The sequence below is a fragment of the Streptomyces longispororuber genome (assembly GCF_024448165.1).
GTDB classification, from domain to species: domain Bacteria; phylum Actinomycetota; class Actinomycetes; order Streptomycetales; family Streptomycetaceae; genus Streptomyces; species Streptomyces longispororuber_A.
Map to the genome: position 1 here is coordinate 1 of NZ_JAMOLN010000071.1, position 23,963 is coordinate 23,963.

The 23,963-nt window shown below is 71.2% G+C and carries 17 protein-coding genes; 14 read left to right on the forward strand and 3 right to left on the reverse strand.

Features of this window, described 5'->3' with window-relative positions; all coding sequences use genetic code 11:
• From M4J07_RS20765 to M4J07_RS20785, 5 genes are all read left to right on the forward strand, one after another.
• A partial coding sequence (locus tag M4J07_RS20765) for a ribonuclease activity regulator RraA (RefSeq protein ID WP_374215063.1) occupies nt 1-758 on the forward strand: 758 nt, incomplete at its 5' end.
• A gap of 50 nt (nt 759-808) precedes the next feature.
• Nucleotides 809-2,707: a right-handed parallel beta-helix repeat-containing protein gene (locus tag M4J07_RS20770; protein ID WP_255974067.1), complete on the forward strand. Its 1,899-nt coding sequence runs from the start codon at nt 809-811 to the stop codon at nt 2,705-2,707.
• A gap of 85 nt (nt 2,708-2,792) precedes the next feature.
• Nucleotides 2,793-3,971 (forward strand): extracellular solute-binding protein, encoded by a 1,179-nt coding sequence (locus tag M4J07_RS20775; RefSeq protein WP_255974069.1) that lies wholly within the window; start codon nt 2,793-2,795, stop codon nt 3,969-3,971.
• A 2-nt stretch (nt 3,972-3,973) separates the two neighbouring features.
• The gene (locus M4J07_RS20780; RefSeq protein WP_255974071.1) at nt 3,974-6,376 is read left to right on the forward strand and encodes a glycoside hydrolase family 95 protein; all 2,403 of its coding nucleotides are present in this window, start codon (nt 3,974-3,976) and stop codon (nt 6,374-6,376) included.
• Between the two features lie 104 nt (nt 6,377-6,480).
• Nucleotides 6,481-8,772 carry an Ig-like domain-containing protein gene (locus tag M4J07_RS20785; protein WP_255974073.1) on the forward strand — a complete coding sequence of 764 codons (2,292 nt, stop codon included), beginning with the start codon at nt 6,481-6,483 and terminating at the stop codon, nt 8,770-8,772.
• Here the strand turns inward: M4J07_RS20785 and M4J07_RS20790 are convergent.
• Together M4J07_RS20790 and M4J07_RS20795 are read right to left on the reverse strand one after the other, a co-directional pair.
• Complete coding sequence (locus tag M4J07_RS20790; protein ID WP_255974075.1) at nt 8,762-10,660, reverse strand: glycoside hydrolase family 127 protein; 1,899 nt, start codon at nt 10,658-10,660, stop codon at nt 8,762-8,764. The two genes, M4J07_RS20785 and M4J07_RS20790, sit on opposite strands and share 11 nt — an antisense overlap.
• A 22-nt stretch (nt 10,661-10,682) precedes the next feature.
• Complete coding sequence (locus tag M4J07_RS20795) at nt 10,683-11,432, reverse strand: GntR family transcriptional regulator (protein ID WP_255974077.1); 750 nt, start codon at nt 11,430-11,432, stop codon at nt 10,683-10,685.
• 177 nt (nt 11,433-11,609) lie between these two features.
• Here M4J07_RS20795 and M4J07_RS20800 point away from each other — a divergent pair, with 177 nt between their 5' ends.
• From M4J07_RS20800 to M4J07_RS20840, 9 genes are read left to right on the forward strand one after another with little or no spacing between them, the layout of a single operon-like run.
• Nucleotides 11,610-12,575: a dihydrodipicolinate synthase family protein gene (locus M4J07_RS20800; RefSeq protein ID WP_255974079.1), complete on the forward strand. Its 966-nt coding sequence runs from the start codon at nt 11,610-11,612 to the stop codon at nt 12,573-12,575.
• Nucleotides 12,565-14,562: an ABC transporter substrate-binding protein gene (locus M4J07_RS20805; protein WP_255974081.1), complete on the forward strand. Its 1,998-nt coding sequence runs from the start codon at nt 12,565-12,567 to the stop codon at nt 14,560-14,562. Before M4J07_RS20800 ends, M4J07_RS20805 begins: the two co-directional genes overlap by 11 nt.
• A gap of 21 nt (nt 14,563-14,583) precedes the next feature.
• Nucleotides 14,584-15,585, forward strand: coding sequence for an ABC transporter permease (locus M4J07_RS20810; RefSeq protein ID WP_255974083.1), 1,002 nt, complete (start codon nt 14,584-14,586; stop codon nt 15,583-15,585).
• A 7-nt stretch (nt 15,586-15,592) separates the two neighbouring features.
• Entirely contained in the window at nt 15,593-16,726 is a 1,134-nt protein-coding gene (locus M4J07_RS20815; protein WP_255974085.1) for an ABC transporter permease, read from the forward strand.
• Between the two features lie 34 nt (nt 16,727-16,760).
• The gene (locus M4J07_RS20820) at nt 16,761-17,807 is read left to right on the forward strand and encodes an ABC transporter ATP-binding protein (protein WP_255974087.1); all 1,047 of its coding nucleotides are present in this window, start codon (nt 16,761-16,763) and stop codon (nt 17,805-17,807) included.
• Entirely contained in the window at nt 17,804-18,841 is a 1,038-nt protein-coding gene (locus M4J07_RS20825; protein WP_255974089.1) for an ABC transporter ATP-binding protein, read from the forward strand. Before M4J07_RS20820 ends, M4J07_RS20825 begins: the two co-directional genes overlap by 4 nt.
• Nucleotides 18,838-19,932: a sialidase family protein gene (locus M4J07_RS20830; RefSeq protein WP_255974091.1), complete on the forward strand. Its 1,095-nt coding sequence runs from the start codon at nt 18,838-18,840 to the stop codon at nt 19,930-19,932. Before M4J07_RS20825 ends, M4J07_RS20830 begins: the two co-directional genes overlap by 4 nt.
• Nucleotides 19,908-21,359, forward strand: coding sequence for a DUF5060 domain-containing protein (locus M4J07_RS20835; RefSeq protein ID WP_255974093.1), 1,452 nt, complete (start codon nt 19,908-19,910; stop codon nt 21,357-21,359). Before M4J07_RS20830 ends, M4J07_RS20835 begins: the two co-directional genes overlap by 25 nt.
• A gap of 51 nt (nt 21,360-21,410) precedes the next feature.
• Nucleotides 21,411-22,376 (forward strand): DUF5605 domain-containing protein, encoded by a 966-nt coding sequence (locus tag M4J07_RS20840; protein ID WP_255974095.1) that lies wholly within the window; start codon nt 21,411-21,413, stop codon nt 22,374-22,376.
• Between the two features lie 9 nt (nt 22,377-22,385).
• Here M4J07_RS20840 and M4J07_RS20845 read toward each other — a convergent pair whose 3' ends face one another.
• Nucleotides 22,386-23,876: an ABC transporter substrate-binding protein gene (locus M4J07_RS20845; RefSeq protein ID WP_255974096.1), complete on the reverse strand. Its 1,491-nt coding sequence runs from the start codon at nt 23,874-23,876 to the stop codon at nt 22,386-22,388.
• Nucleotides 23,877-23,963 lie beyond the last annotated feature (87 nt).

The following is a 23,963-nucleotide window of genomic DNA, read 5'->3' on the forward strand; positions in this document are numbered from 1 at the left end:
ACGAACCCATCTGGCAACTGCCCGTGCGCGGCGCGCTGCCCGCCCCCGCCGACACCGACACGGTCCACGGCCTGGCCGCCGTGTCCTCCGCCACCGCCTGCGCCAAACTCCACGCCCAGGGCATCCGCCGCACCTTCGTCACGGGCCCCCGCCCCCTGCACCCCGGACAGAAGATCGCCGGACGCGTCCGGACGCTCCAGTTCATGCCGCAGCGCGAGGACATCGCCTCCGGGCTCGGCCAGGAGTACGTCGAGCGGCACACCGCCCTGTGGGCCGTGCTGGAGACGATCGAGCCCGGCGACGTGCTGGTCGTCCAGGCGTACGGCTCGGCCACCACGGGCTGCTTCGGCGACATGCTGGTGCGCTACTTCCGGCAGAAGGGCGGCGCCGGGATCGTCGTCGACGGCTGCGTCCGCGACGCACCGCGGGTGCGCGAGACCGGGGTGCCGATCTGGACCACCGGCGTCACCCCGCACTACGCCTCGCAGGCCGAACTCTTCCCCTGGGCCTACGACGTGCCGATCGCCTGCGGCGGCGTGCTCGCGCTCCCCGGCGACCTGGTCGTCGCCGACGACGACGGCCCCGTCGTCGTACCCCGGCGCACCGCCCCCGACATCATCGCCGCCGCCCGCGACCACGAGCAGTGGGAGCGGTTCAGCCGCGCCCGCATCGAGGGCGGCGGCGCGCTCACCGACTACTACCCGCTGACCCCCGACACGCGCGCCGAGTACGAGCGCTGGCGCGCGACCACCGAGTGAACGGACCGGAACGCCACCCGTACGTCCCGCCCACGAGGCAAGGAGGCCCCGTGTCAGGCACATCCGTCACCCCCGCACCCCGCCGCGCGAGAACCTGGCTGCTCGCCGCCGCCGGACTGCTCCTGGTCGGCACGTCCTTCGTGCCCGGCTCCTCCCCGGCGGACGCGGCGCCCTCGCAGTGCGCTCCCGTCGAGCTGTACGTCGCCACCGACGGCGACGACAAGGCGAAGGGCACCGAGCACGACCCCTACAAGACCGTCACCCGCGCCCGCGACGAGATCCGCGACAAGGGCCTGAACCGGCCGGGCCGCATGCGCTGCGACGTCCACGTCAACCTGCACGCCGGCGACTACCCGGTGGACAAGGCCATCGGCCTCGACGAACGCGACTCCGGTGCCGACGGCCACCAGGTCGTCTACCGCAGCGTCGACGGCCCCGGCAAGGCCCGGCTGACCGGCTCCGTCCCGGTCACCGGCTGGGAGGCGTACAAGGACGGCGTCTACCGCGCCAAGGTCCCCGTCGACCAGCCGTTCTACACCCTGTACGACGGCGGGGCACGGGTCACCAACGCCCGCTACCCCAACCGGCAGGCCGCCGACGAATGGGCGCCGTACCTGACCTCGTACCTGCCCGAGCCGACGTACGAGGCGGTGCACACCTGGATGTGGGCCAACCCCGGTGACTGGGACCCCGACTGGGACCTCAGTCAGGGACGGGTGACGGTCTGGTCGGGCGGCAGCTGGTCCTGGTTCACCGACACCGTCGACATCCGCGACTACAACATGAAGAAGAGCCAGCTCACCTTCAAGTACCCGACCCGATTCGCGCTCCACAACAGCCGCGGCGGCTCCCGCTACTTCCTGGAGAACTCGCTCGACTTCCTCGACCAGGCCGGCGAGTGGTACGCCGACCGTAAGGACGGCTGGCTCTACTACAAGCCGCAGGACGGCGACATCGCGAAGGCGGACGTGCGCAGGCCCGTCGTCAAGACGGTCCTCGATCTGGCGGGCTCCTCGCAGAAGAAGCGGCTGCACGACGTCGCGTTCGACGGACTCGGCGTCACCCAGACCGACTTCCCCGACTGGTACCGCTACGGCTGGAACGAGTCCGGCGACTCCGGAGTGGTGCACGAATACCCCACGTACGACCGGCAGATCGAGATGCCCCGCAACCGGTTCGGCGCGATCCGCCTGACCAACACCACCGGCATTGACCTGACCAGGATGCACATCACCGACACCGGATTCACCGCGATCTACCTGCTCACCGCCAACGACCACGTACGCATCACGGACAGCCTGCTCGAACGGCTCGGCGCCGACGGCATCCGGGTCGAAGGGCCCTACCCGGGCGAGGGCGACGTCGCGCACGAGAACACCTTCCGCAACCTCTTCATCGACCACGTCGGCGAACTGGTGCCCGGCGACGCCTCAGGCCTCGAACTGCAGGACACCGGGCGCAACACGATCAGCCACATCGTCGTCAACCACAGCGCCCGCTACGGCATCAGCCTGCGCAGCCGCCCCGAGGTCTCCGTCAACGGGCAGACCTACACCGACGGCAACGACATCTCCTACATCCGCCTGGAGAACACCGGCATGGACAGCGGTGACATGGGCGCCTTCTACACGTACGGCCTGCAGAACGCCTCCGACGACCACCCGGTCGTCAACTCCCTGAACCAGGTCGTGATCGGCGACGTCGTCCCCGACGCCTCCATGCCGGACTCCGGCACCCGCGGCGTGCACATGGACGCGGGCGGCTGCGGCTGGGCCATCTCCAATGTGCAGGTCGGCAAGGTGACCGACCAGAAGTACCAGGCGTACCAGTGCAACAAGGTCACCAACGGCGACTGGGAGGACGGCTTCGACGCCTCCCTCATGGAGTACGACAAGATCGGCGTCACGGACTCGTTCCCCTACCCCCAGCCCCAGGTGACACGGGACTGACGCGCGCACGGCGGGCGGGCCCGACGGCTCCGGGCCCGCCCGCGCCCCGCCTCCTTCCTTCACCCGCCGCCCGTCAGGAGCCCAGATGAACCCCTCGTCGAGCAGCCCTCCCGACGCACCGCCCACCACGACGGACGCGCTGCGCGGCCTCACCCGCGACCGCCCCGGCGCCTCGGCACCGCTGGCCGAACTCTCCCGCATCGACGCCGGGCTGCCGCCGGGCTGCGAGACCGTCGGCCTGCCCGTGCGCTGGACCCACCGGTGCACGGACGATGTGCCCGTCGCCGAACTCGCGGCGGAGTACGACCTGTTGGAGATCGAGCACGCCTGGCTGGGTGCCGCGGTCGCCGCGGACTGTCTGATGCCGCTCGACGACCTCCTCGGCACGGCGGCACTGGCGCGGTGGCGGGCGGGATCCGTCGGCCCCGCCTTCACGGCGTACGAGTGGGGCGGCCGTCCCTGGGCGGTTCCGTACGACGTGACGGCGCAGATGTCGGCCGGCCGGGCTGACATCCTGCGCGGCGAGGCGCTCCCCGTCACCTGGGACGAGGTGCTGGCGTCGGCGCTGCCGATGACCCTGTGCCTGGGCGGCCCGCACGCCCTGCTCACCCTGTGCGCGCTCAGCCTCAGCCTCGGCGAACGGCCGGGCGAGGGAGCCGAGTTCGTGTCGGCCGAAGTCGGCGAACAGGCGCTGGAGACCATGGCGTCGCTGGCCGCGCGCAGCGACGAACGTCTGTGGCGGCAGCGGCCCGACGACGTCCTCGCGGCCCTGGCGGGCGCCGACGGTCCGACGTACTGCCCCCTGGTCCCGGGCCACGCGGCCGCCACCCGGTGCGGCCCCTACCCGCTCACCTTCGGCGCCGCCCCCACCGCCCGGCCCGGCGGCACCCCCGGCAGTGTCTTCGGCGGCACCGGGCTCGCCGTGTCCCGCCGCCGCGCCGCCGACCCGCTCATCCGCGAGGCGCTGCGCGACCACCTAGGGCGGCTGCTCGCGGACCCCGTCCAGTGCGGACTCTTCCCGGTCACCGGCGGACAGCCCGCCGCCCGCGCCGCCTGGACCGACCCGCGCACCGACCGCCGCTGGGGCGGCTTCTTCCGCACCACGCTCGACACCGTCGACGGCTCCTGGGTGCGGCCCCGTGGAGTCGGCTTCCCCGCGTTCCAGCGCGCCGCGTCCGAGCTGCTGCGCACCGCCCTGGCCGATGGGCGGCCCGTACGACCTGTCGTGTCCGACCTCAATCGCCTGTACAGGCAGAGGAGTTGACGATGACTGACATCAGCAGACGCGGGGTCCTCGCGGTGGCGGGCGCCACCGCGGCGGCCACCGCGCTGCCCCTCACGGCGGCCGTGGCCGCCGACGGCGAGGCCGCCGCCAACCCGATGCGGCTCTGGTACCTCGCCCCGGCCGACGAGTGGCTCCAGGCGCTGCCCGTCGGCAACGGCCGGATCGGCGCCATGGTGTTCGGCGGCACCGACACCGAACGGCTCCAGCTCAACGAGGACAGCCTGTGGGCCGGCAGCCCCCACGACTACGACCGGCCCGGCGCCGTCGACCACCTCGAGGAGATCCGCCGCCTCGTCCTCGCCGAGAAGTGGAACCAGGCCCAGAAACTCGTCGACAGCTCGTTCATGGGCAGTCCCAGCGAGCAGGCCGCCTACCAGGTCCTGGGCGACCTCGAACTCGACCTCACCGCCACCGGCGACGTCGGCGACTACACACGCGAACTCGATCTGGAGACGGCGGTCACCCGCGTCCGCTACACCCGCGGCGGCGTCCGCCACACCCGTGAGGTCTTCGCCAGCGCCCCCGACCAGGTCGTCGTCGTCCGCCTCACCGCGGACACCCCGGGCGAGGTCGGCTTCACGGCCCGCTTCAGCACCCCTCAACAGGCCACGCCCTCGGCGGTCGACGACCGCACCATCGCCCTCGACGGCGTGAGCGGTGCCTGGCAGGGACGGGATGGCGCCGTACGCTTCCGGGCCACCGCGCACGCCGTCGCCGAGGGCGGCCGGGTCGGCACCGACGCGGCGGCGGGCACCCTCACCGTGACCGGCGCCGACGCCGTCACCCTCGTCGTCTCCATGGCGACCAGCTACCGGAACTACCTGGACGTCGGCGCCGACCCGGTCGCCCGCGCCCGCCGCTGGTCGGACCCGGCCGTCCGCACCCCGTACGGCCGGCTGCGAGAGCGGCACGTCGAGGACCACCGGCGGCTGTTCGGGCGGGTCGGCATCGACCTCGGCACCTCGGAGCGGGTGGCGCTGCCCACCGACGAGCGGATCGGCCGGTTCGGCGACGGGCAGGACCCGCAGTTCGCCGCGCTCTACTACCAGTACGGCCGCTACCTGCTGATGTCCTGCTCCCGCTCGCCCGGCCAGCCCGCCAACCTCCAAGGGCTGTGGAACGACAGCATGGCGCCTGCCTGGGAGTCCAAGTACACCGTCAACATCAACTTTGAGATGAACTACTGGCCGGCCGGGCCCGCCAACCTCGCCGAGTGCTGGGAACCCGCGGTCGCCATGATCCACGAGCTGGCCGAGTCCGGCGCCCGTACCGCACGGACGCACTACGGCGCGCCCGGCTGGGTCACCCACCACAACACCGACGGCTGGCGCGGCACCGCCCCGGTCGACTTCGCCCAGTACGGAATGTGGCCCACCGGCGGTGCCTGGCTCTGCCTGATGCTGTGGGAGCGCTACCGCTTCACCGGCGACGAGGACGCGCTGCGCGACGACTACCGCGTGATGAAGGGGGCCGTGGAGTTCTTCCTCGACACCCTCACCCAGGACCCGGAGCACGGCTGGCTCATCACCAACCCGTCGCAGTCGCCCGAGGTCACCCACCACCAGGACGAGGGCGAGAGCGTCAGCATCTGCGCGGGCCCCACCATGGACATGCAGCTGCTGCGCGACCTCTTCGACGCCTTCGGCGGGGCCGCCCGCGTCCTCGACCGCGACCCGGGACTGCGCGAGCGGGTGCGCGAGGCCCGCGACCGGCTCGCCCCGACCCGGATCGGCTACCTCGGCCAGATCCAGGAGTGGCTGACCGACTGGGAGGAGGCCGCCCTGGTCAGGAGCCGTCACGTCTCCCACCTGTACGGGCTGTTCCCCAGCGCCCAGATCGACCCCCGGCGCTCGCCCGACCTGGCGGCGGCCGCCGTGCGCAGCCTCGAACTGCGCGGCACCGCGGGTCAGGGCTGGTCGCTCGCCTGGAAGATCAACATGTGGGCGCGGCTGCTCGACCGCGAGCGCGCCTACCAGCACCTTGCGAGCCTGCTCACCCCGGCGCGCACCGCCCCCAACCTGTTCGACCTGCACCCGCCGTTCCAGATCGACGGCAACTTCGGCGGCGTCTCCGGCATCACCGAGATGCTGCTGCAGAGCCACGCCGACGAGGTGGCGCTGCTGCCGACCCTGCCCGCCGCCTGGCCCGCCGGCTCGTTCCGCGGCCTGCGGGCGCGCGGCGGGTTCGAGATCGACGCGCACTGGTCCGACGGCGCATTGACCCGCGCCACCGTTTACTCCCTCCAGGGCCGCGAACTGCGCCTGCGCACCGAAGCGCCGGTGGACGTGGCCGGCGCGCCCCGTACGAGCCGCCCCGAGGCGAACGTCGTCGTCTGCGCGACGCGCCCCGGCGCCACGTACCGAATCGTTCCGCGCACCGCTTGACCTCGATCACTGCCTGATCGCGCGCACCACCTGACCCTGCGCGCCCACCGTCCGAGCCACCGACGTGGCCACCGCATGCCCGAAACCCCCTGAGGAGCTCCGACATGACCCAGCTCAATGGACATCCGGCCGCCGATGCGGCCGACACCGCGAGACCGCTCGGCCGCCGCGCCTTCGTCGTCGGCGCGGGCGCGCTGATCGGTGCCGCCGCCCTGCACCTGCCCTCCGCCCAGGCCGCCGAGAAGCTCGCCGCCGCGGCCGACGCGGCGGGTGAGGTCCTCGCCTTCCCCGGCGCGGAGGGCGGCGGCCGTTACGCCACCGGCGGGCGCGGCCTGTCGGTCTACGAGGTCACCACCCTCGCCGACTCCGGCCCCGGCTCGCTGCGCGACGCCGTCTCCGCGGGCGACCGCACCGTCGTCTTCCGCGTCTCCGGGAACATCGAGCTCAAGGGCGGACTCGACATCCTCGGCTCCAACATCACCATCGCGGGACAGACTGCCCCCGGCGACGGCATCTGCGTCGTCGGCAACGAGACGAAGATCAACGACCAGTCGAACATCATCCTGCGCCACCTGCGCTTCCGCGGCACGGACACCCTCGGCACCCCCATCGACACCTTCGGCATGGAGGGGTGCAGGAACGTCATCATCGACCACTGCTCCTTCAGCTGGGCGGTCGACGAGTGCTGCTCCGTGTACGGCAACGAGAACGTCACCCTGCAGTGGTGCATCATCGCCGAGGGCCTCGCCCAGTCCGTGCACCCGAAGGGACTGCACGGCTACGGCGGCCTGTGGGGCGGGGACAACGTCACGTACCACCACAACCTCCTGGTCCACCAGGGCGGCCGGAACCCGCGGTTCAGCTTCGTCGAGGACGTGCCGAGCAACGTGGACCACCGCAACAACGTGATCTACAACTACGGCTACACGTCCTGCTACGGCGGGGAGTGGGTCGCCGGGGTCAACATGATCGGCAACTACTACAAGCCGGGCCCCGACACCCTCGCCGCCATCGCACCGGTCATCGTCTCGCCCGACCGCGGCGGCACCTGGCACGTCAGCGGCAACGTCATCGAGGGCCACTCGGACATCACCGCCGACAACGTCCGCGGGATCGACTTCTCGGCGGGCGGCTGCACGCTGAGCGCGGAGCCCCTGGAGTTCCCCGACCCGATCGAGGCGCAGTCGGCGAAGGACGCCTACGCCTCTGTCCTGGCGGACGCGGGTGCGGTCCTGCCGCGCCGCGACGCCGTCGACGCCCGCGTGATCAACGACGTGCGCAACGGCACCGGCCGCATGATCAACTCGCAGAAGGAGGTCGGCGGCGTCGTCCCCCTGGCCTCCGCAGAGGCTCCCAAGGACAGCGACCACGACGGCATCCCCAACGCCTGGGAGAAGGCCCACGGCCTCGACCCCAAGGACCCGGCGGACGGCGCCGCCATCGACCCGCAGACCGGCTACAGCAACCTGGAGCTGTACCTCAACTCCCTGAAGTCCGTGGGCGCGCCGAACCCCGAGGTCGCCCTCACCGGCCCGGCCGCCGACAGCGTGACCACGAACGCCACGGGGACCGCGGACCTCACCCTGCGCGCCGACGCCACCGCCCGGGGCGGCGCCGACATCGCGGCCGTCGCGTTCTACGCCGACGCCGAGAAGATCGGCGAGGCCATCTCCGCCCCGTACGAGATCACCTGGAAGGGCGCCACGGCCGGCACTCACCACCTCACCGCCCGCGCCACCGACTCCACCGGCACGTCCACCACCTCCTCGCCGGTCCCCGTCCACGTCAACAAGACGACGGACCTCGGGAGTTGGACGGCGATGGACCTCGGGGACGTGCCCATCGCGGGCGCCGCGGCCCTGGAGTCGGGGAAGTTCACCCTGAGCGGCTCCGGCAAGATGAAGGGGCGCAAGGACAGCTGCCACTTCGTCTACCAGAAGATCGACAGCCCCGGCGACGAGGTGGTGGAGCTGATCGCCCGCGTCGACTCGCTCAGCGCCGTCTACCAGGAGGTCATCGCGGGCATCATGATCCGCGACAACCTGACCCCCGATTCACCGTTCAACCTCATCGGCCTCTACGTGGCCAACGGCGGGCTGAAGTGCGCCGTGAAGCGCATCCACGCGAACGGCCCCGAGATGAGCGACGGCCGGTACCCGTACGAGGAGGACGAGCTGCTCGACGACAAGCCGTACTGGCTGCGGATCACGCTGCGCGGCGACGAGTTCACCTCGGAGATCTCCCCGGACTCCCTGCAGTGGACGCGGGCCGGCTACGAACGCATCCCCATGGGGGACCAGGTCTACGCGGGCCTGTTCGTCGAGGGGAACAAGGAGGCGAACGCCGTCGCGCACTACGCGACGGCGAAGTTCAGCCTCGTCAAGATCAATAAGTGACCGGAACCCAGACGCGCATCGCACCGTCGCCGCGGTTGTCCCACTGGAAGTAGGGCACCGCGGTGGCGGTCGCCGGGCGGCGCTCCAGCGGCGTGTCCGGGCTCAGGTACGGCAGCCCGTCCCGGTGCGGGGCCCGTACGGTCTCCGCATCGGCCTCGATCCGCACGGTCCGGCCGACGCCCGGCAGGTCGGGCACGTGGGTGACCCGCAGCTCCGCGTCGGCCGGGAGCGCCAGTTCGTCCACGTCGGTGCCCGCCGGCTGGTCCGTCTGCTCGAAGCAGTAGACGAGCGGGCCGCGCTCGACGGCGACGCTGCCGCGCAGCGCGTCGATCCTCGGGTGGGCCGCGGTCAGCCGTGGCGTCATGTCGAGGTCGAGCACCACCTCGTCGCCCGCCCGCCAGGCGTGCCGCAGCAGCAGCCGCCCCTGCGCGTCGGGGGCCACCGGCTCCCCGTCGAGGCGGGTGCGCGCACTCCACGGCGGCACCCGCAGAGCCAGCGTCCAGTCACCGTCCGGGGCGTCCTCGACCGTGATGCGGACCGTGCCGTCCCAGGGGTACTCCGTCTCCACCCGCAGCGCGACCTGTCCGGTGGGCAGCGTGCACGCGATGCGCATCGGCGCGTAGAGGTGAAGGAACAGGGTGTCGTCGGCCGTGGTCGTCGCGTAGTGCGGCAGGGAGGCGACCAGGCGGGTCACGGAGGGCGGGCAGCACGCCGAGTAGAACCACTCGTCGCGGCAGCGGGGATCGCCCACGGCCTCCGCGTGATCGGGGCGGCGCTGCAGCGGGTTGCCCTTGTAGTAGGTGCGCCCGTCGGCGGAGCGGGCCGCCGCGAACGCGTTGTACAGCGTGCGCTCCAGGAGATCCGCGTACCGGCCCTCGCCGGTGGCGAGCAGCAGCCGCCACGACCACTGGATGCTCGCCGCCGACGCGCACGTCTCGTTGTACGCCAGGTCGGGCGGGAGTTCGTACCGCTCGCCGAACACCTCCCCGACCTGCCGCGACCCCAGGCCGCCGGTCAGCGAGGTGCGGGTGGCCGCCATGTCCGTCCAGCGTGCGGCGCTGGCGGCGAGGAGCTCCTTGTCGCCCGTCTCCACCGCCACGTCGACCGCGCCCGCCTCCAGGTACAGCGCCCGCACCACGTGCCCGGTGACCGACGGCGCCGAACGGACCGGGAGGTGGTCGAGGCGGTGCCGCGTCCCGTGCTTGTGCCGGCCCACAAGGCCGTGCCCGCGCCGCTCCACCAGCCGCGTCGCGAGCGTCAGGCAGCGCTCGTCGCCGGTGACCCGGTACAGCTCGACCAGGGCGGTCTCCGCCTCCGGATGCCCGTCGAGCCCGGGACCCGCATCGTCGAGGAACACCGCGCACAGATGGTCGGCGAGCCGCCGCGCCACCGTCAGCAGTTCCGTGCCGCCCGTGGTCCGGTGCACGGCCACCGCGGCCTGGAGGAGATGGCCCGCGCAGTACAGCTCGTGGCTGTCGACCAGGCGCGCGTACCGGCGCTCCGGCTCGGCCACCTGGTAGTGGGAGTCGAGATAGCCGTCGTCCTCCTGGGCGCGGGCGAGCAGCCGCGCACCCTCGTCCAGGAAGGTGCTCAACCCGGCGTCGTGCTCGGTGTGCTGCAGCTGCCAGGCCGCCGACTCCAGCATCTTGTGGACGTCGGAGTCCGCGTACACCGGCCCCCGGAAGGACCCGGACTCCAGACCGGCCGCGATCCGCAGGTTGCCGAGCGCGCCGGACGTCTCCAGATGGTGCAGCGCCAGCGGAATGCTCCCGGCGCGGTTCACGTCGAGCCAGCGGCCGAACAGGCCGCCGGTGACCCGTACCCCGGCGTCGGGCGGCGGGCGGTGTGCCGACAGGGCGCCGGGGGAGGGGAGTACCGGGCCGTCCACAGGACCTCCAGGAGTCAGGGGTTCACAGGCTGGGCCGTGCCAGGAAGGCGATCGTCTGGTCGCGGACCCGCAGGATGTGCGCCTCCAGCAGTTCCCGCGCCCGCAGCCGCTCGCCGGACTGCAGCGCGTCGACGATCGCCCGGTGCTCGTCCACCGCGACGTTCAGCCGCGACGGGGTGATGGGCGCCTTCAGACCGGCGCGCGTCACGTGGATGCTCAGATTCAGGTCGTCGTGCAGGTCGAGCAGCATGGGCAGGCTGCCCAGCTTCACGAGCTCCCGGTGGAAGCGGGCGTCGTTGTCCCGGAAGTCGGCGTACCGCGTCGGGTCCGCCAGCGCCTCCCGCGCCAACTCGTCGGCCTCGACGACCAGTTCGCGCAGCCGGGCGGGCGGCTCGCGGTCGGTGCGGTCGGCGAACAGCCGCAGCGCGTGCGACTCCAGCATCAGCCGCAGCTCGAACAGCTCGTACACGCTGGACAGCGACGGTATCGCCACCGTGAAGCCCACCGTCGCGTCGTACGCGAGCAGGCCCCGCTCGTAGAGGCGGCCCACCGCGCTGCGCACCGGCGTACGGCTCATGCCGAGGCGGCGGGCGAACTCCCGCACCGGCACCGCCTGCCCCGGGGCCGGGTTCTCCACCGTCAGCCACTCCACGATGGCCCGTGAGGCCCGCGCCTCCAGGCTCTCGTCCGGTCCGAGGTCCGTGCCCGTCGCGTTCTCCACGCTCGTGCCCTCCTCAGCGCGGGCCTGCTGTGCCGCTCGCGCTCGGATCATGCCGCCTCCCAGTGCTGCCGGTGCAAGTGCGCCCTCATGGTATGCCGCAGGTGAGCCGCGCGTCTCGGGAGATGCGAAGTCAACTATTGGGTGTGTCACGGGGGTTGACGGCCTTGGCGCCCCTCAACAAACTCGTGGCATACCACCGACATCCCTCTGAGCTTCTCCGAGGTGACCATGCCGCGACAAGCGCTCCATGGGATCATCGTGCCGACCGTGTTACCCATGACCGATGTGGGTCAGCTCGACCGGCCGTCCCTGGAATGCCACCTGAACGCACTGATCGACGCGGGCGTGCACGGCCTGTGGATCAACGGCACCACGGGGGAGTTCCACGCCCTGGACGAGGACGAGCGGAGCCTCGCCGTGACCGTGGCCGCCAAGACGGCGGCCGGCCGCGTCCCCGTCATCGCCCACGTCGGCGACGCGGCGACCGCCCTCAGCGTCCGCCAGGCCCGTGCCGCCGTGGACGCCGGAGCCGACGAACTCGCCGTCATCGCCCCGTACTTCACCCCGTACGGAACCGCGGAACTGCGCGACCACTACCGCGCGATCGCCGACGCCGCCGGGTTCCCCGTCCTCGCCTACCACTTCCCGCAGCTCACCAAGTCCGCCCTGACGGCGGACTGCGTCCTCGAACTCGCCGCCGAAGGCGTGCTGTCCGGCATCAAGGACAGCACCGGCGACCTGACCTGGCTGCGCCGCCTGATGCGCCGCGCCGCACGCCGGGACATCCGCCTCGACTGCTTCGCGGGCGCCAGCGGCCTGTCCGACCTGTCCCTGTACGCCGGCGCCGCGGGCGCCACCAGCTCGCTCGCCAACCTCACGCCGCGCCACCTCGTCGCCCTGTACGAGGCGGCCCGCTCGGGTGAGTTCGCGCGGGCCCGTGCCCTCCAGGAACAACTGGAGGACCTCCTCGACGCGATGGCGAGCTCCCGCAGCGAACCCACCCTGTCCGCCACCGTCAGCACCGCCAAGTACGTCCTCGCGGCCCAGGGCCGCATCACGTCCGCCCATGCCGCACCCCCGCTGGCGCGCCTGAGCGCCGAGGAGGAGCGCGGCCTCACCGCCACCGTGGTGCCTCTCGTCCATGACCTCGAGGCGGCGGCACTCGACGCAAAGGAGCGTGGAGATGACTCCTGACCGCACCCGTCTGCCCCGCCGCACCCTGCTGCGCGCGGGCGGCGGCGTCCTCGCCGCCGCCTCCCTCTCGGGCGCCCTGTCCGGCTGCGGCTTCTTCGACACCGACGCCGACAACGGCGACTCGGCCGGCGGCCAGAAGGGCAAGGAGGCGCCGTCCCTGAAGAAGCAGGCCGACGCCGGAAAGCTGCCCAAGGTCGAGGAGCGCCTGCCCGGCAAGCCGCTTGAGGTGAAGCCGCTCCAGGAGACCGGCGTCTACGGCGGCACCTGGCACTCCGCGATGATCACGCCGGAGGACATGGGCTGGCTGCGCTTCAGCATGGGCTACGAGCCGCTGGTGCGCTGGGCACCCGAGTGGCAGGGCGTGACGAAGACGAAGATCCTGCCGAACGTCTGCGAGAAGTACGAGGTGATCGGTGGCGGCAAGGAGTTCGTGTTCCACCTGCGCAAGGGCATGAAGTGGTCCGACGGCAAGCCGCTCACCGTCGACGACTTCGCGTTCGCCTTCGACGACTACAACGCGGACGCCAAGTACCACCCGTACGGGCTCTACGCGCTGTGGCTGAACAAGAACGGCAAGCCGGCCCGCTTCGAAGCCGTCGACGACCTCACCGTCAAGTACGTCTTCGACGAGCCCAAGCCCGGCTTCCTGGAGGAGATCGCCGGTACCACCGGCATCTTCATGTTCCTGCCCAAGCACTATCTCAAGCAGTTCCACCCCAGGTACAACAAGGACGCGAACAAGCTGGCCAAGGACGCCGGGCTGGCCGACTGGATCGCCTATCTGCCGGTCGTCTCCGAGGCGTGGAGCAACCCGAAGATGCCCACCGTCAACGCCTGGCTGCCGAAGACCGAGGTCACCAAGGGCAGCAGCGTGACCTGTGTGCGCAACCCCTACTACTGGAAGGTCGACTCCGACGGCGCGCAACTCCCGTACATCGACAAGGTCGTCGTCGACATCCTCCAGGAAGTGGAGGTCGAGGTCCTCAAGATCTCCAACGGTGACCTGGACATGCAGCTCTACCAGTTCGGCACCGTCCGCAACAAGCCGGTGATCTCCCGCAACCGCGCCAAGGGCGGCTACCGCATCATCGACGTCGAGCCCGACTCCGCCAACACGATGATCATCGGCTTCAACCAGACCCACCCCGACAGGAAGAAGCGGGCCCTGTACGCCGACAAGGACTTCCGCGTCGGGCTCTCCTACGCCATCAACCGCCAGAAGATCATCGACACGGTCTTCGCCGGACAGGGCAAGCCCTGGCAGGCCGGGCCCAATCCCGGCAACGAGCTGTACGACGAGGAACTGGGCACCCAGTACACCGAGTACTCCGTCGCCAAGGCGAACGAGGCCCTGGACCGAGGGGGTTACACCAAGCGCAACGGCGACGGCATCCGGCTCACCAAGGACGGCGACCCGCTGGCCTTCACCGTCCTCGTCGTCTCCGACATGGCCGACCAGGTCGACGCCATGGACCTCATCCGCTCCGACTGGCGCAAGGTCGGCGTCGACGCCACCGTCTCCCGCGTCGCCGAGACCCTCTACTGGGAGCGGGTCGAGGCCGGCAAGGCCGAGGCGTCCACCTGGGACTGCAACAACTTCGACGTCCGCACCGGGGACGGCGGCGACCACTACTACCTGCCGAGCAACCCCCGCGGCTCCTCCCGCTACGGCGGCCAGTGGGCCAAGTGGTACCTGCGCGAGGGCAAGGACGGCGAGGAGCCCCCGGCCCGCGTGAAGCGGCAGCTCGAACTCTTCGACCAGATGCGCGCCACCTTCGACACCGCCCGGGCGACCCGCCTCGCCCGGCAGATCCTGGAGATCACGAAGGAGGAGTTCTACTACATCGGCATCTCCACACCGCCCAAGGACTACGGCATCACCAAGACGGCCCTGCGCAACGTCCCGACGTCGTTCAGCGCCGCCGGCATGCACCAGGCACCGGGGCCCAGCAACCCCAGCACGTACTACTTCAAGTCGAAGGCCTGACGGCGGACGGGAGTTCAGCGCATGCTCGCGTTCCTCGTCCGGCGCCTGGGATGGATGGCCGTCACCCTGTGGGCCGTCTCGCTGGCGACGTTCTTCATCATCAGTCTTCCGCCGGGCGACTACGTCTCGACGCTCCAGGCCAACGCCGAGGAGCGCGGCGAGATCATGGGACCCGCCGAGGTCGCCGCACTGCGCGACCGGTACGGCCTCGGCCAGTCCTTCTTCGCCCAGTACTGGAAGTGGATCACGAACATCGTGTTCCACGGCGACTTCGGCCAGGCCTTCGCCTGGAACATGCGGCCCGTCAGCGACCTCATCTGGGACCGGGTCGGCCTGTCCTTCTTCCTCTCCGTCGCCACCATGCTCCTCATCTGGGCCATCGCCTGGCCCATCGGCATCTACTCCGCGGTGCGCCAGTACTCGCCCGGTGACTACGCCGCCACGTTCTTCGGCTTCATCGGCATGGCCGTCCCGGAGTTCATGCTCGCCCTCGTCCTCATGTGGGTCGGCATGCGCTGGTTCGGACAGAGTCCCGGCGGCCTCTTCTCACCGGAGTACCAGGACGCCGCCTGGAATCTCGGCAAGGTCCTGGACGCCGCGAGCCACCTGTGGCTGCCGATCCTGATCATCGCGGTCTCCGGCACCGCCGGCGCCATCCGCATCATCCGCGCCAACCTCCTCGACGAGCTGTACAAGCCGTACGTCGTCGCCGCGCGGGCGAAGGGACTGCCCGAGTGGAAACTGCTGCTCAAGTACCCGGTGCGGACGTCGATGAGCCCGTTCTTCTCCACCGTCGGCTGGCTGCTGCCCGGACTCATCAGCGGCGAGACGATCATCTCGATCGTGATGAACCTGCCGACCACCGGGCCCCTCATGCTCGGCGGCGTCCTCAACCAGGACATGTACCTCGTCGGCAGCTTCATCCTGATCCTCTCCACCCTGACCGTCATCGGCACCCTGATCAGCGATCTCGCCCTCGCCTGGTGGGACCCCAGGATCCGGCACAGCTACGAGGGAGGGTGAGCGGCCCATGGTGACCACCACGGTCGAGCGAACGGTCGACGAAGCCGACGACGCACCCGTCGTCGGCGGGCAGGCCTCGCCCTGGCGCCTCGTCTGGCGCCGCTTCCGCAAGCACCGGCTCGCCCTCGCAGGCGCCGTCGTCGTGCTGTTCGCCTACTTCGTCGTCGCCTTCGCCGAAATCCTGGCGCCCGGCTCGCCCAGCGCCGTCGACGAGAAGCACACCTACGCCCCGCCGCAGATCGTCAAGGTCGACCTCAGCTGGGACGACGGACTGCGGCTGTACGCCAACGGCTACACCACCAAGCGCGACCCGGAGACGTTCGAGCAGATCCACACCGTCGACCCCGGCAAGCGGATCCCGGTGACCTTCTTCGCCAAGGGCGACGCGTACAAGATGTGGGGCGTCATCCCCTGGGACCGGCACCTGTTCGCGTCCGCGGACCCGGACCAGAAGGTGTACTTCCTCGGTACCGACCGGGCGGGCCGCGACGTGTTCTCCCGGATCATCCACGGGGCGCGCGTCTCGCTCTCCATCGGACTCGTCGGCGTCGCCGTCAGCTTCGTGCTCGGGCTCCTCTTCGGCGGGATCTCCGGCTACTTCGGCGGCACCCCCGACCTGGCCATCCAGCGCGTCATCGAGTTCCTGATGTCCATCCCCACCCTGCCGCTGTGGCTCTCCCTGTCCGCGGCCGTCCCCGACCAATGGGGGCCGCTGGCCCGCTACTTCGCCATCACCACGATCCTGTCGGTGATCGGCTGGACGGGTCTGGCCCGCGTCGTGCGCGGCCGGTTCTTCTCGCTGCGGGAGGAGGACTTCGTCACCGCGGCACGGCTCGACGGCTGCGGCCGGGGCCGGATCATCTTCCGGCACATGGTGCCGTCGATGTCCAGCCACGTGATCGCCTCGCTGACCATGGCCGTCCCCGGGATGATCCTCGGCGAGACCGCGATGAGCTTCCTCGGCCTCGGCCTGCAGTCACCCGCCGTCAGCTGGGGCGTGCTGCTCCAGGAGGCTCAGAACATCCGCACCGTGGAGACCGCTCCGTGGCTGCTGATCCCCGGCGTCGCGGTGTTCGTCACCGTCCTCGCCATGAACTTCGTCGGCGACGGTCTGCGCGACTCCGCCGACCCGTACAAGTGATCCGCCAAGTGATGCGCCCGAGGAGGGGAGTGACGTGAGCACCCGAGCCGCGCCGATCCTGGAGATCGAGGACCTGCACACCTGCTTCGAACTCGACGACGGCACCGTACGGGCCGTGTCCGGCGTCGATCTCACCATCGGCCGGGGCGAGGTCCTCGCCGTGGTGGGGGAGTCGGGCTGCGGCAAGAGCGTCATGGCCCGCTCCGTGCTGCGCCTGATCGACAAGCCGGGCCGGATCACCGGCGGCAGCATCCGGGTCCACGACGCGGACCGCGTCGTCGACATGGTCACCGCGCCGGGCCCCGAACTGCGCTCGGTGCGCGGCCGCAAGGTCGCCATGGTGTTCCAGGAGCCCATCGCCTCGATGAGCCCCATGCACACCCTCGGCAACCAGATCGGCGAGTCGCTCGTCCTGCACGGCCGGGCCACGAAGGCCGAGGCCCGCACCCGCGTCGTCGACCTGCTGCGCCGCGTCGGCATCGCCGCGCCCGAGCGGCGCGCCGACGAGTACCCGTTCCAGATGAGCGGCGGCATGCTGCAGCGCGCCATGATCGCCATGGCCCTGTCCTGCGGCCCCGACCTGCTCATCGCCGACGAACCCACCACCGCCCTCGACGTCACCACCCAGGCACAGATCCTCGACCTGCTGCGCGAACTCCAGCGGGACACCGGCATGGCCGTCATGCTCATCACCCACGACCTGGGGGTGGCCGCGCAGATGGCCGACCGGATCGCCGTCATGTACCTCGGCTCGGTCGTCGAGACCGGCACCACCGACACGGTCCTGCGCAGCCCCCGCCACCCGTACACCCGGGCGCTGCTGCGCTCGGTCCCCAAGCTCGGCTCGGGCGGACGCGAACGGCTGCGTCCCGTCCGGGGCATGGTGCCTGGCCCGTACGCGCGACCACCGGGCTGCCCGTTCCATCCGCGCTGCGAGGAGTTCATGGCCGGCCGCTGCGACAGCACCGTGCCCGGCCGGGTCCCGGCACCCCTGCCCGCACCGGCCGCCGGCACCGACGGCACGGTCAGCTGCCTGCGCTACGAGGACGTGCGCGACGACGAGGGGAAGGCCGCCTCATGACCGTCGCCGCCACCCGCACCGACACCGCCCTGCTGCAGACCCGCGGCCTGACCAAGCACTTTCCCATCCGCCGCGGCCTGTTCGGCCGCACCGTCGGCACCGTACGGGCCGTCGACGGCGTCGACCTGACGATCCCCGCGGGCCGCACCGTCGCACTCGTCGGCGAGTCCGGCTGCGGCAAGAGCACCCTCGGCCGCTGCCTGCTGCGCGTCCACCCGCCGACGTCCGGCGAGATCGTCTACCACCGCACCGACGGCACCGCCGTCGACCTCGCCGCCCTCGACGAGAAGGGCCTCAAGCCCTACCGCAGCGAGATCCGCCTCGTCTTCCAGGACCCGTTCGCCTCCCTCAACCCGCGGATGACCCTCCTCCAGATCGTCGGCGAACCCCTGCGCGTGAACCTGCGCCTGAGCGCCAAGGAGACCGAGGAACGCGTCGCCGAACTGCTGCGCCGCGTCGGACTGCGCCCCGAGTACCTGCGCCGCTACCCGAACGCGTTCAGCGGCGGACAGCGCCAACGCGTCGGCATCGCACGGGCGTTGGCGCTCGCACCGCGCCTGGTCGTCGCCGACGAGGCGGTCAGCGCCCTCGACGTGTCCGTCCGCGCCCAGATACTCAACCTCCTGAAGGATCTCCAGGACGAGTCCGACCTCACCTACCTGTTCATCTCGCACGACCTCGGCGTCGTCGAGTACATGGCCGACGAGGTCGCCGTCATGTACGTGGGCCGAGTGGTGGAGACCGGCGCCACCGAGGAGATGTACGGCCAGCCCCTCCACCCCTACACCGAGGCACTCCTGTCGGCCGTGCCCGACCCCGACCCGGCGGCCCGGCGCCGCGAGCGGATCGTGCTGCGCGGCGAGGTCGCCGACGCGTCGAACGTGCCGTCCGGCTGCCCGTTCCACCCTCGCTGCGCCTACGCCCAGGACGTGTGCCGCACCGACGTGCCCGCCCTGCGGCTCGTCGCACCCGGCCGCACCTCGGCCTGCCACTTCGCCGGCCAGCTCGACCTGAAGGGAGTCGACGGACCGTGACCGAAGACCAGGTGACGCACGACCCGCGCTTCGACGGCGTCGTCCGGGAACGCCCCGGCGACCCGGCCGTCCACGAAGCGCTGCTGCCCACCCTCCACCCCCGCGACAGCCACGCCGCGTGCCTCCTCGAACTCGACGACGGCGACCTGCTCTGCGCCTGGTTCAACGGCCCCGACGAGGGCGACCGCGACACGAACGTCGTCCTGTCGCGGCTGCCGTCGGGCGCCGACCGGTGGACGACGCCCGTCGCCCTCTCCGCCGACCCGGACCGCGCCGAACAGAACCCGGTCATCGCCCGGCTCCCCGACGGCACGATCCACCTGTTCCACCCGTCCGACGAACCGCACGACCAGAAGACGGCCCGCCTGGTCACGCGCACCTCCCGCGACGGCGGCCGCACCTGGGACGCCCCGCGCATCGCCCACGACGGCCCCGGCATCTTCGTCCGCAACCCGCCGCTCGACCCGGGCGACGGCTCCTGGCTGCTGCCCGCCTACCGCTGCCGCAGCACGGGTGAGCACTCCACGGTCCTCATCAGCGAGGACCAGGGCGGCAGTTGGAAGGAGTACGACGTCCCCGGCAGCGACCATCTGGTGCAGCTGTCCGTCGTGCCCCGGTCGGACGGATCCCTCCTCGGGCTGCTCCGCAGCCGCGCCGCCGACCGCATCCATGCGACCGTGTCCATGGACGCCGGCCGCACCTGGACCACTCCCGTGCCCACCGAACTCCCCAACAACAACTCGGCGGTTCAGGCCGTGCGGCTGCGCAGCGGCGCCCTCGCCCTCGTCTACAACCATGCGAGCCTGGAGCGCGGCGAGTACCGCTGGGTCGGATCGGGCGCGGGCCGCCGCAAGAAGGCGCTGCGCACGCCGCTCACCCTGGCCCTCTCCGACGACGACGGCCGCACCTGGCCCTGGCGCCGCGATCTGCAGACCGCCGACGACGAGTACCGGGAGACCGAGTACGGCTACTCCTACCCGTGCCTCCTGCAGACCCGTGACGACCGGATCCACGTCGCGTACTCCTACCTCCGCAAGACCATCAGGCACGCGACGGTGACCGAGGAATGGATCAGGCAGGGGCGACGGTGAGCGCGGTGGACGCGGTCGAGCGATGGGACCCCTTCGAGCTGTCGCTGCCGGGCTCGGCCGACGGAAACCCCTACCAGGACGTCGAGTTCGGCGCCGAGTTCCGGCACGGGCACCGCGTGGTGCGGGCCGACGGCTTCTACGACGGCGACGGCACCTACCGGGTGCGGTTCATGCCGGACAGGACCGGCCCCTGGACGTACACGACCCGCTCGAACGCGCCCCGGCTGGACGGCGCCGAGGGGAGGTTCCACTGTCTGCCCGCGGGCCCCGCCAACCACGGACCGGTCCGCGTGGCCGGCCCGCGCACCTTCGCCCACGCCGACGGGACCCCGTACCACCCCTTCGGCACCACCTGCTACCACTGGACCCACGACGAGGACGAGAAGCTGGAGGAGCGCACCCTGCGCTCGCTCGCCGACTCCCCGTTCAACAAGGTCCGCATGTGCCTCCTGCCGACCCGCGCGATGAACCCGCCACGACTGCCGTACCCGGGACACGGCCAACAGCCGCCCGCCCCTGGTGAGTTGGACACGACGCGGTTCGATCCGGAGTTCTTCGCACGCTTCGAACGCCGTGTCCGCGACCTGTGCGGCCTCGGCATCGAAGCCGACGTCATCCTCTTCCACCCCTACGACGAAGGGCACTGGGGCGTCGACGACATGAGCCGCGAGGCCGACCTCGCCCTCGTGCGGTACACGGTCGCGCGCCTCGCCGCGTACCGCAACGTCTGGTGGTCGATCGCCAACGAGTACGACTTCAACAAGGCGAAGACCCTCGACGACTGGCACCACATCGGCCGTCACGTCCAACGCCTCGACCCCTACCAGCACTTGAGGTCCATCCACAACGGCACCCGCATGTACGAGTACGAGAGCGTCTTCGACTTCCGTGCGCCGTGGACCACCCACCAGTCCGTCCAGCACTGGGACGCCTCGTTCGCCCCCGAGTGGCTCGACCGCGTGCCCAAGCCGGTCGTGCTGGACGAGATCGGCTACGAGGGCATCCTCGGCCGCCGGTGGGGCAACCTCACCGGCCAGGCCCTGCTGCGCCAGTTCTGGCACGGCATGACCGCCGGCGCGTACGTGGGCCACGGTGAGTGCTACCCGGAAGAGGATCCGGACGGTGCCGCCTGGATCTCCCGGGGCGGGCGGCTCCAGGGCGAGGCGGTGCCCAGGGTCGCGTTCCTGCGGCGCCTGTGGGAGCAGGCGGCGCCCGAGGACCGCTTCGTCTACTTCGGCGACCGCCGGCACCCGCACCGGGACGTCGAGCTGCCGGAAGCCGGAGGACCCTGGCGAGTGGACCTGATCGACACGTGGAACATGACGGTCACCCCGCTGTCGGGACCGCCGCGCACGGGCCGGGTCCGCGTCCCCCTGGACCACCGCCCGGACCTGGCCGTGCGGCTGACGTCGTCCCGGACCGCCTGAGGAGCGCGCCCCGCCCCGTCCCACCCGCACACCCGCCTCACCAGGAGACCCATGAACGGCGCCCACGGCCCGGTCCACGTGCACGGCACCCGCTTCCGCCACGCCGACGGCACTCCCTACCATCCGATCACGACGACCGTTCCCCAGGCCGACCCCAGGACGTTGCGGGCACTCGCGGGCGGGCCCTTCAACCGGGTCCGCCTCACCGCGTCCGCGTCGCTCCCGCTGGACGTCCTCGACCACCAGGTGGCCGCCTGCGGCCGGTCGGGCCTCCAGGCCGAGATCGTCCTCGGGGACCGGTCCACCATCGCGGCCACCGTCCGACGCCTGGCCCACCACCCCCACGTCTGGTGGAGCGCGCCGGCCGACCACGAGGCGCAGACCGACATCCAGGAGCACGACCACGGCCACCACCCGCTCACCGTGCACGGCCCGCCCGAAACGGACTTCGGCGCGCCGTGGATCACCCACGCCTCCGTGCGGCATGCGCAGACCCGCGCCGTCTCCGGCCTCGTGCATACCCTCGGCAAACCGGTCGTCGTCGACGACTGCGGCGCCGAGGGTGACGCCGTCGACGACCCCGAACAAGCGCTTCCTGGGCAGGAGTTGACCGCCCGCATGTGGGAGGCCGTGTGCCGGGGCGGCTATGCGGCGCACGCCGAGTCCTGGGGTCCCACGCCGTGGAGCGCGGGCGGCGGGGAGCTCAGCGGTACGGCGGTCGAGCGGGTCGCGTTCCTGCGCGCCGTCCTCGACGACGCGCCGGGCGAGGGCCTGACGCACACCCCGGAGACGTACGACGCCTCGACCCTGGAGGTGGCGGGGGAGTACGTGCTCCAGTACCTGGGCCCGCACCGCTATCCCCGCCGCCCCTTCGACCTCGCCAACGGCCGCTGGACCGTCGACGTGATCGACACCTGGAACATGACCCTCAGCCCGCAGGCGCCCGTGTCCGGCGGCACCCTCCAGGTCGAGCTCCCCGCGCAGCCGTACCTCGCGATACGGCTGCGCAGGAGCTGAGGGCGGTCCTCACCAGTCCTTGCCGGAGGCGGCCTGCGCCTTGATGTAGGCGGGGATGTCGACGGTCTCCGCCACCTTCAGGGCCGACGACACCCGCAGGCCGTCCTTGAGGACGTGCTGCCGGAACACCATGTACATGGGCAGGTCCCAGTACTCGGTGTTCTTGTAGTTCTTGACCGCCGCGTTCTCGGCCCAGAAGACGCCCGACGTGTCGACGCCCGCCAGCTCCGGGATCGCCTTGCCGAACGCCGCCTCGACCGCGCCCGAGCGCAGCGCCGGCTTGATGGCGTGCCGGGCCAGCTCCGTCTGTGCCTCCTGGGAGACCAGCCACTTGAGGACCTGGAGGGCCTCGGCCTTCTTCGTCGACTGCGGCGGCAGGAACGCGGCGATGGTGTTGGGCTGGTACCCCGACGTGTCACCGCCGCCGAGCACCGGCACCGAGGTGACCCCCAGCTGCACGCCCTTGGCCAGCTCCCGCCACTCCTCGGCGTCGTCCTCCTGGAGGTAGAGCGGGCTGAGGGCGTACGCGGGCAGCTTCCACAGACTGTCCACCGCCATCGCCACGTGGCCGGTCAGCAGGTAGTCGTCGACCGTGGTGAAGATGTTGTGCGGGTGGAGCAGGAAGCGCTCCAGGTTGGTGCCGAGCCGCTGCCAGCCCTCCGAGGTGATGTTCACCCGGATGTCCTCGGGCGCGGGGTTCTCGCTCGACCCGGGCACGAACGGGTACAGACCGAGCTGGTTGAACTCCAGGTACAGGTCGGGGTGTTGGAGGTAGCCCTTGTAGGCCACCAGGTCCTGCTCGAACGTGAGCTTCTTGGCCAGGCGGAACGCCTCGTCGTACGTGACTCCGTTCGTCGGCGGCCTGAGTCCCTTCATGTCGAAGATCTTCTTGTTGTGGAACAGGACGAAGTCGTCGACGAACAGCGGCACGCCGTACAGGCCGCCGTCAGAGCGCGCTCTGACCAGTTCCACGGTGGCCGGGTTGAGGGAGCCGACGTCGATGCCCGCGGTGGCCAGGTCGGCGGTGAGGTCGCGCACCCAGCCGCGCGGCTCCAGGTCGCGGTCGACGCGCCGGCGCGGGTCCTCGATGATGATGTCCGGCACCACGCCGGCCTTGTCGAGGTCCTCGTAGCGGACCGGGTAGTCCCAGGCCACGGCCTTGATCTTCAGACCGGGGAACGCCGCGCGCATCTTGTCCCCGATGACCTTGTCGAAGAAGCCCGGGTTCTCGAACGGCTTGTAGTTGGCCATGAAGACGAACAGCTCGTCGTCGCAGACCTCGAACGGCTCGTTGTACTTGTTCGGGATCGTCGTGCACGCGGCCGCCCCCGCCGCGCTTCTCGGCGCGGTCACCGGACGGGCCTGCGCCGGGCTCGACGCGGCCAGCGAGACGCCGGTGAGGGCCGCGGCCCCCACCGCCGCCCCGGCCGTCACGATCTTCCGGCGGCTCGGCCCCGACGGCTCCTGCCCGGGGTTCTGGTCGTGTGGTTGTGCATTCATGCGGGGTCCCTTTCGTCGCGGTACTCCACTGGCATGCCACTCGAATGCCACAATGGTTCCGTCGACCGTGAGTGCGGTCAACACCTG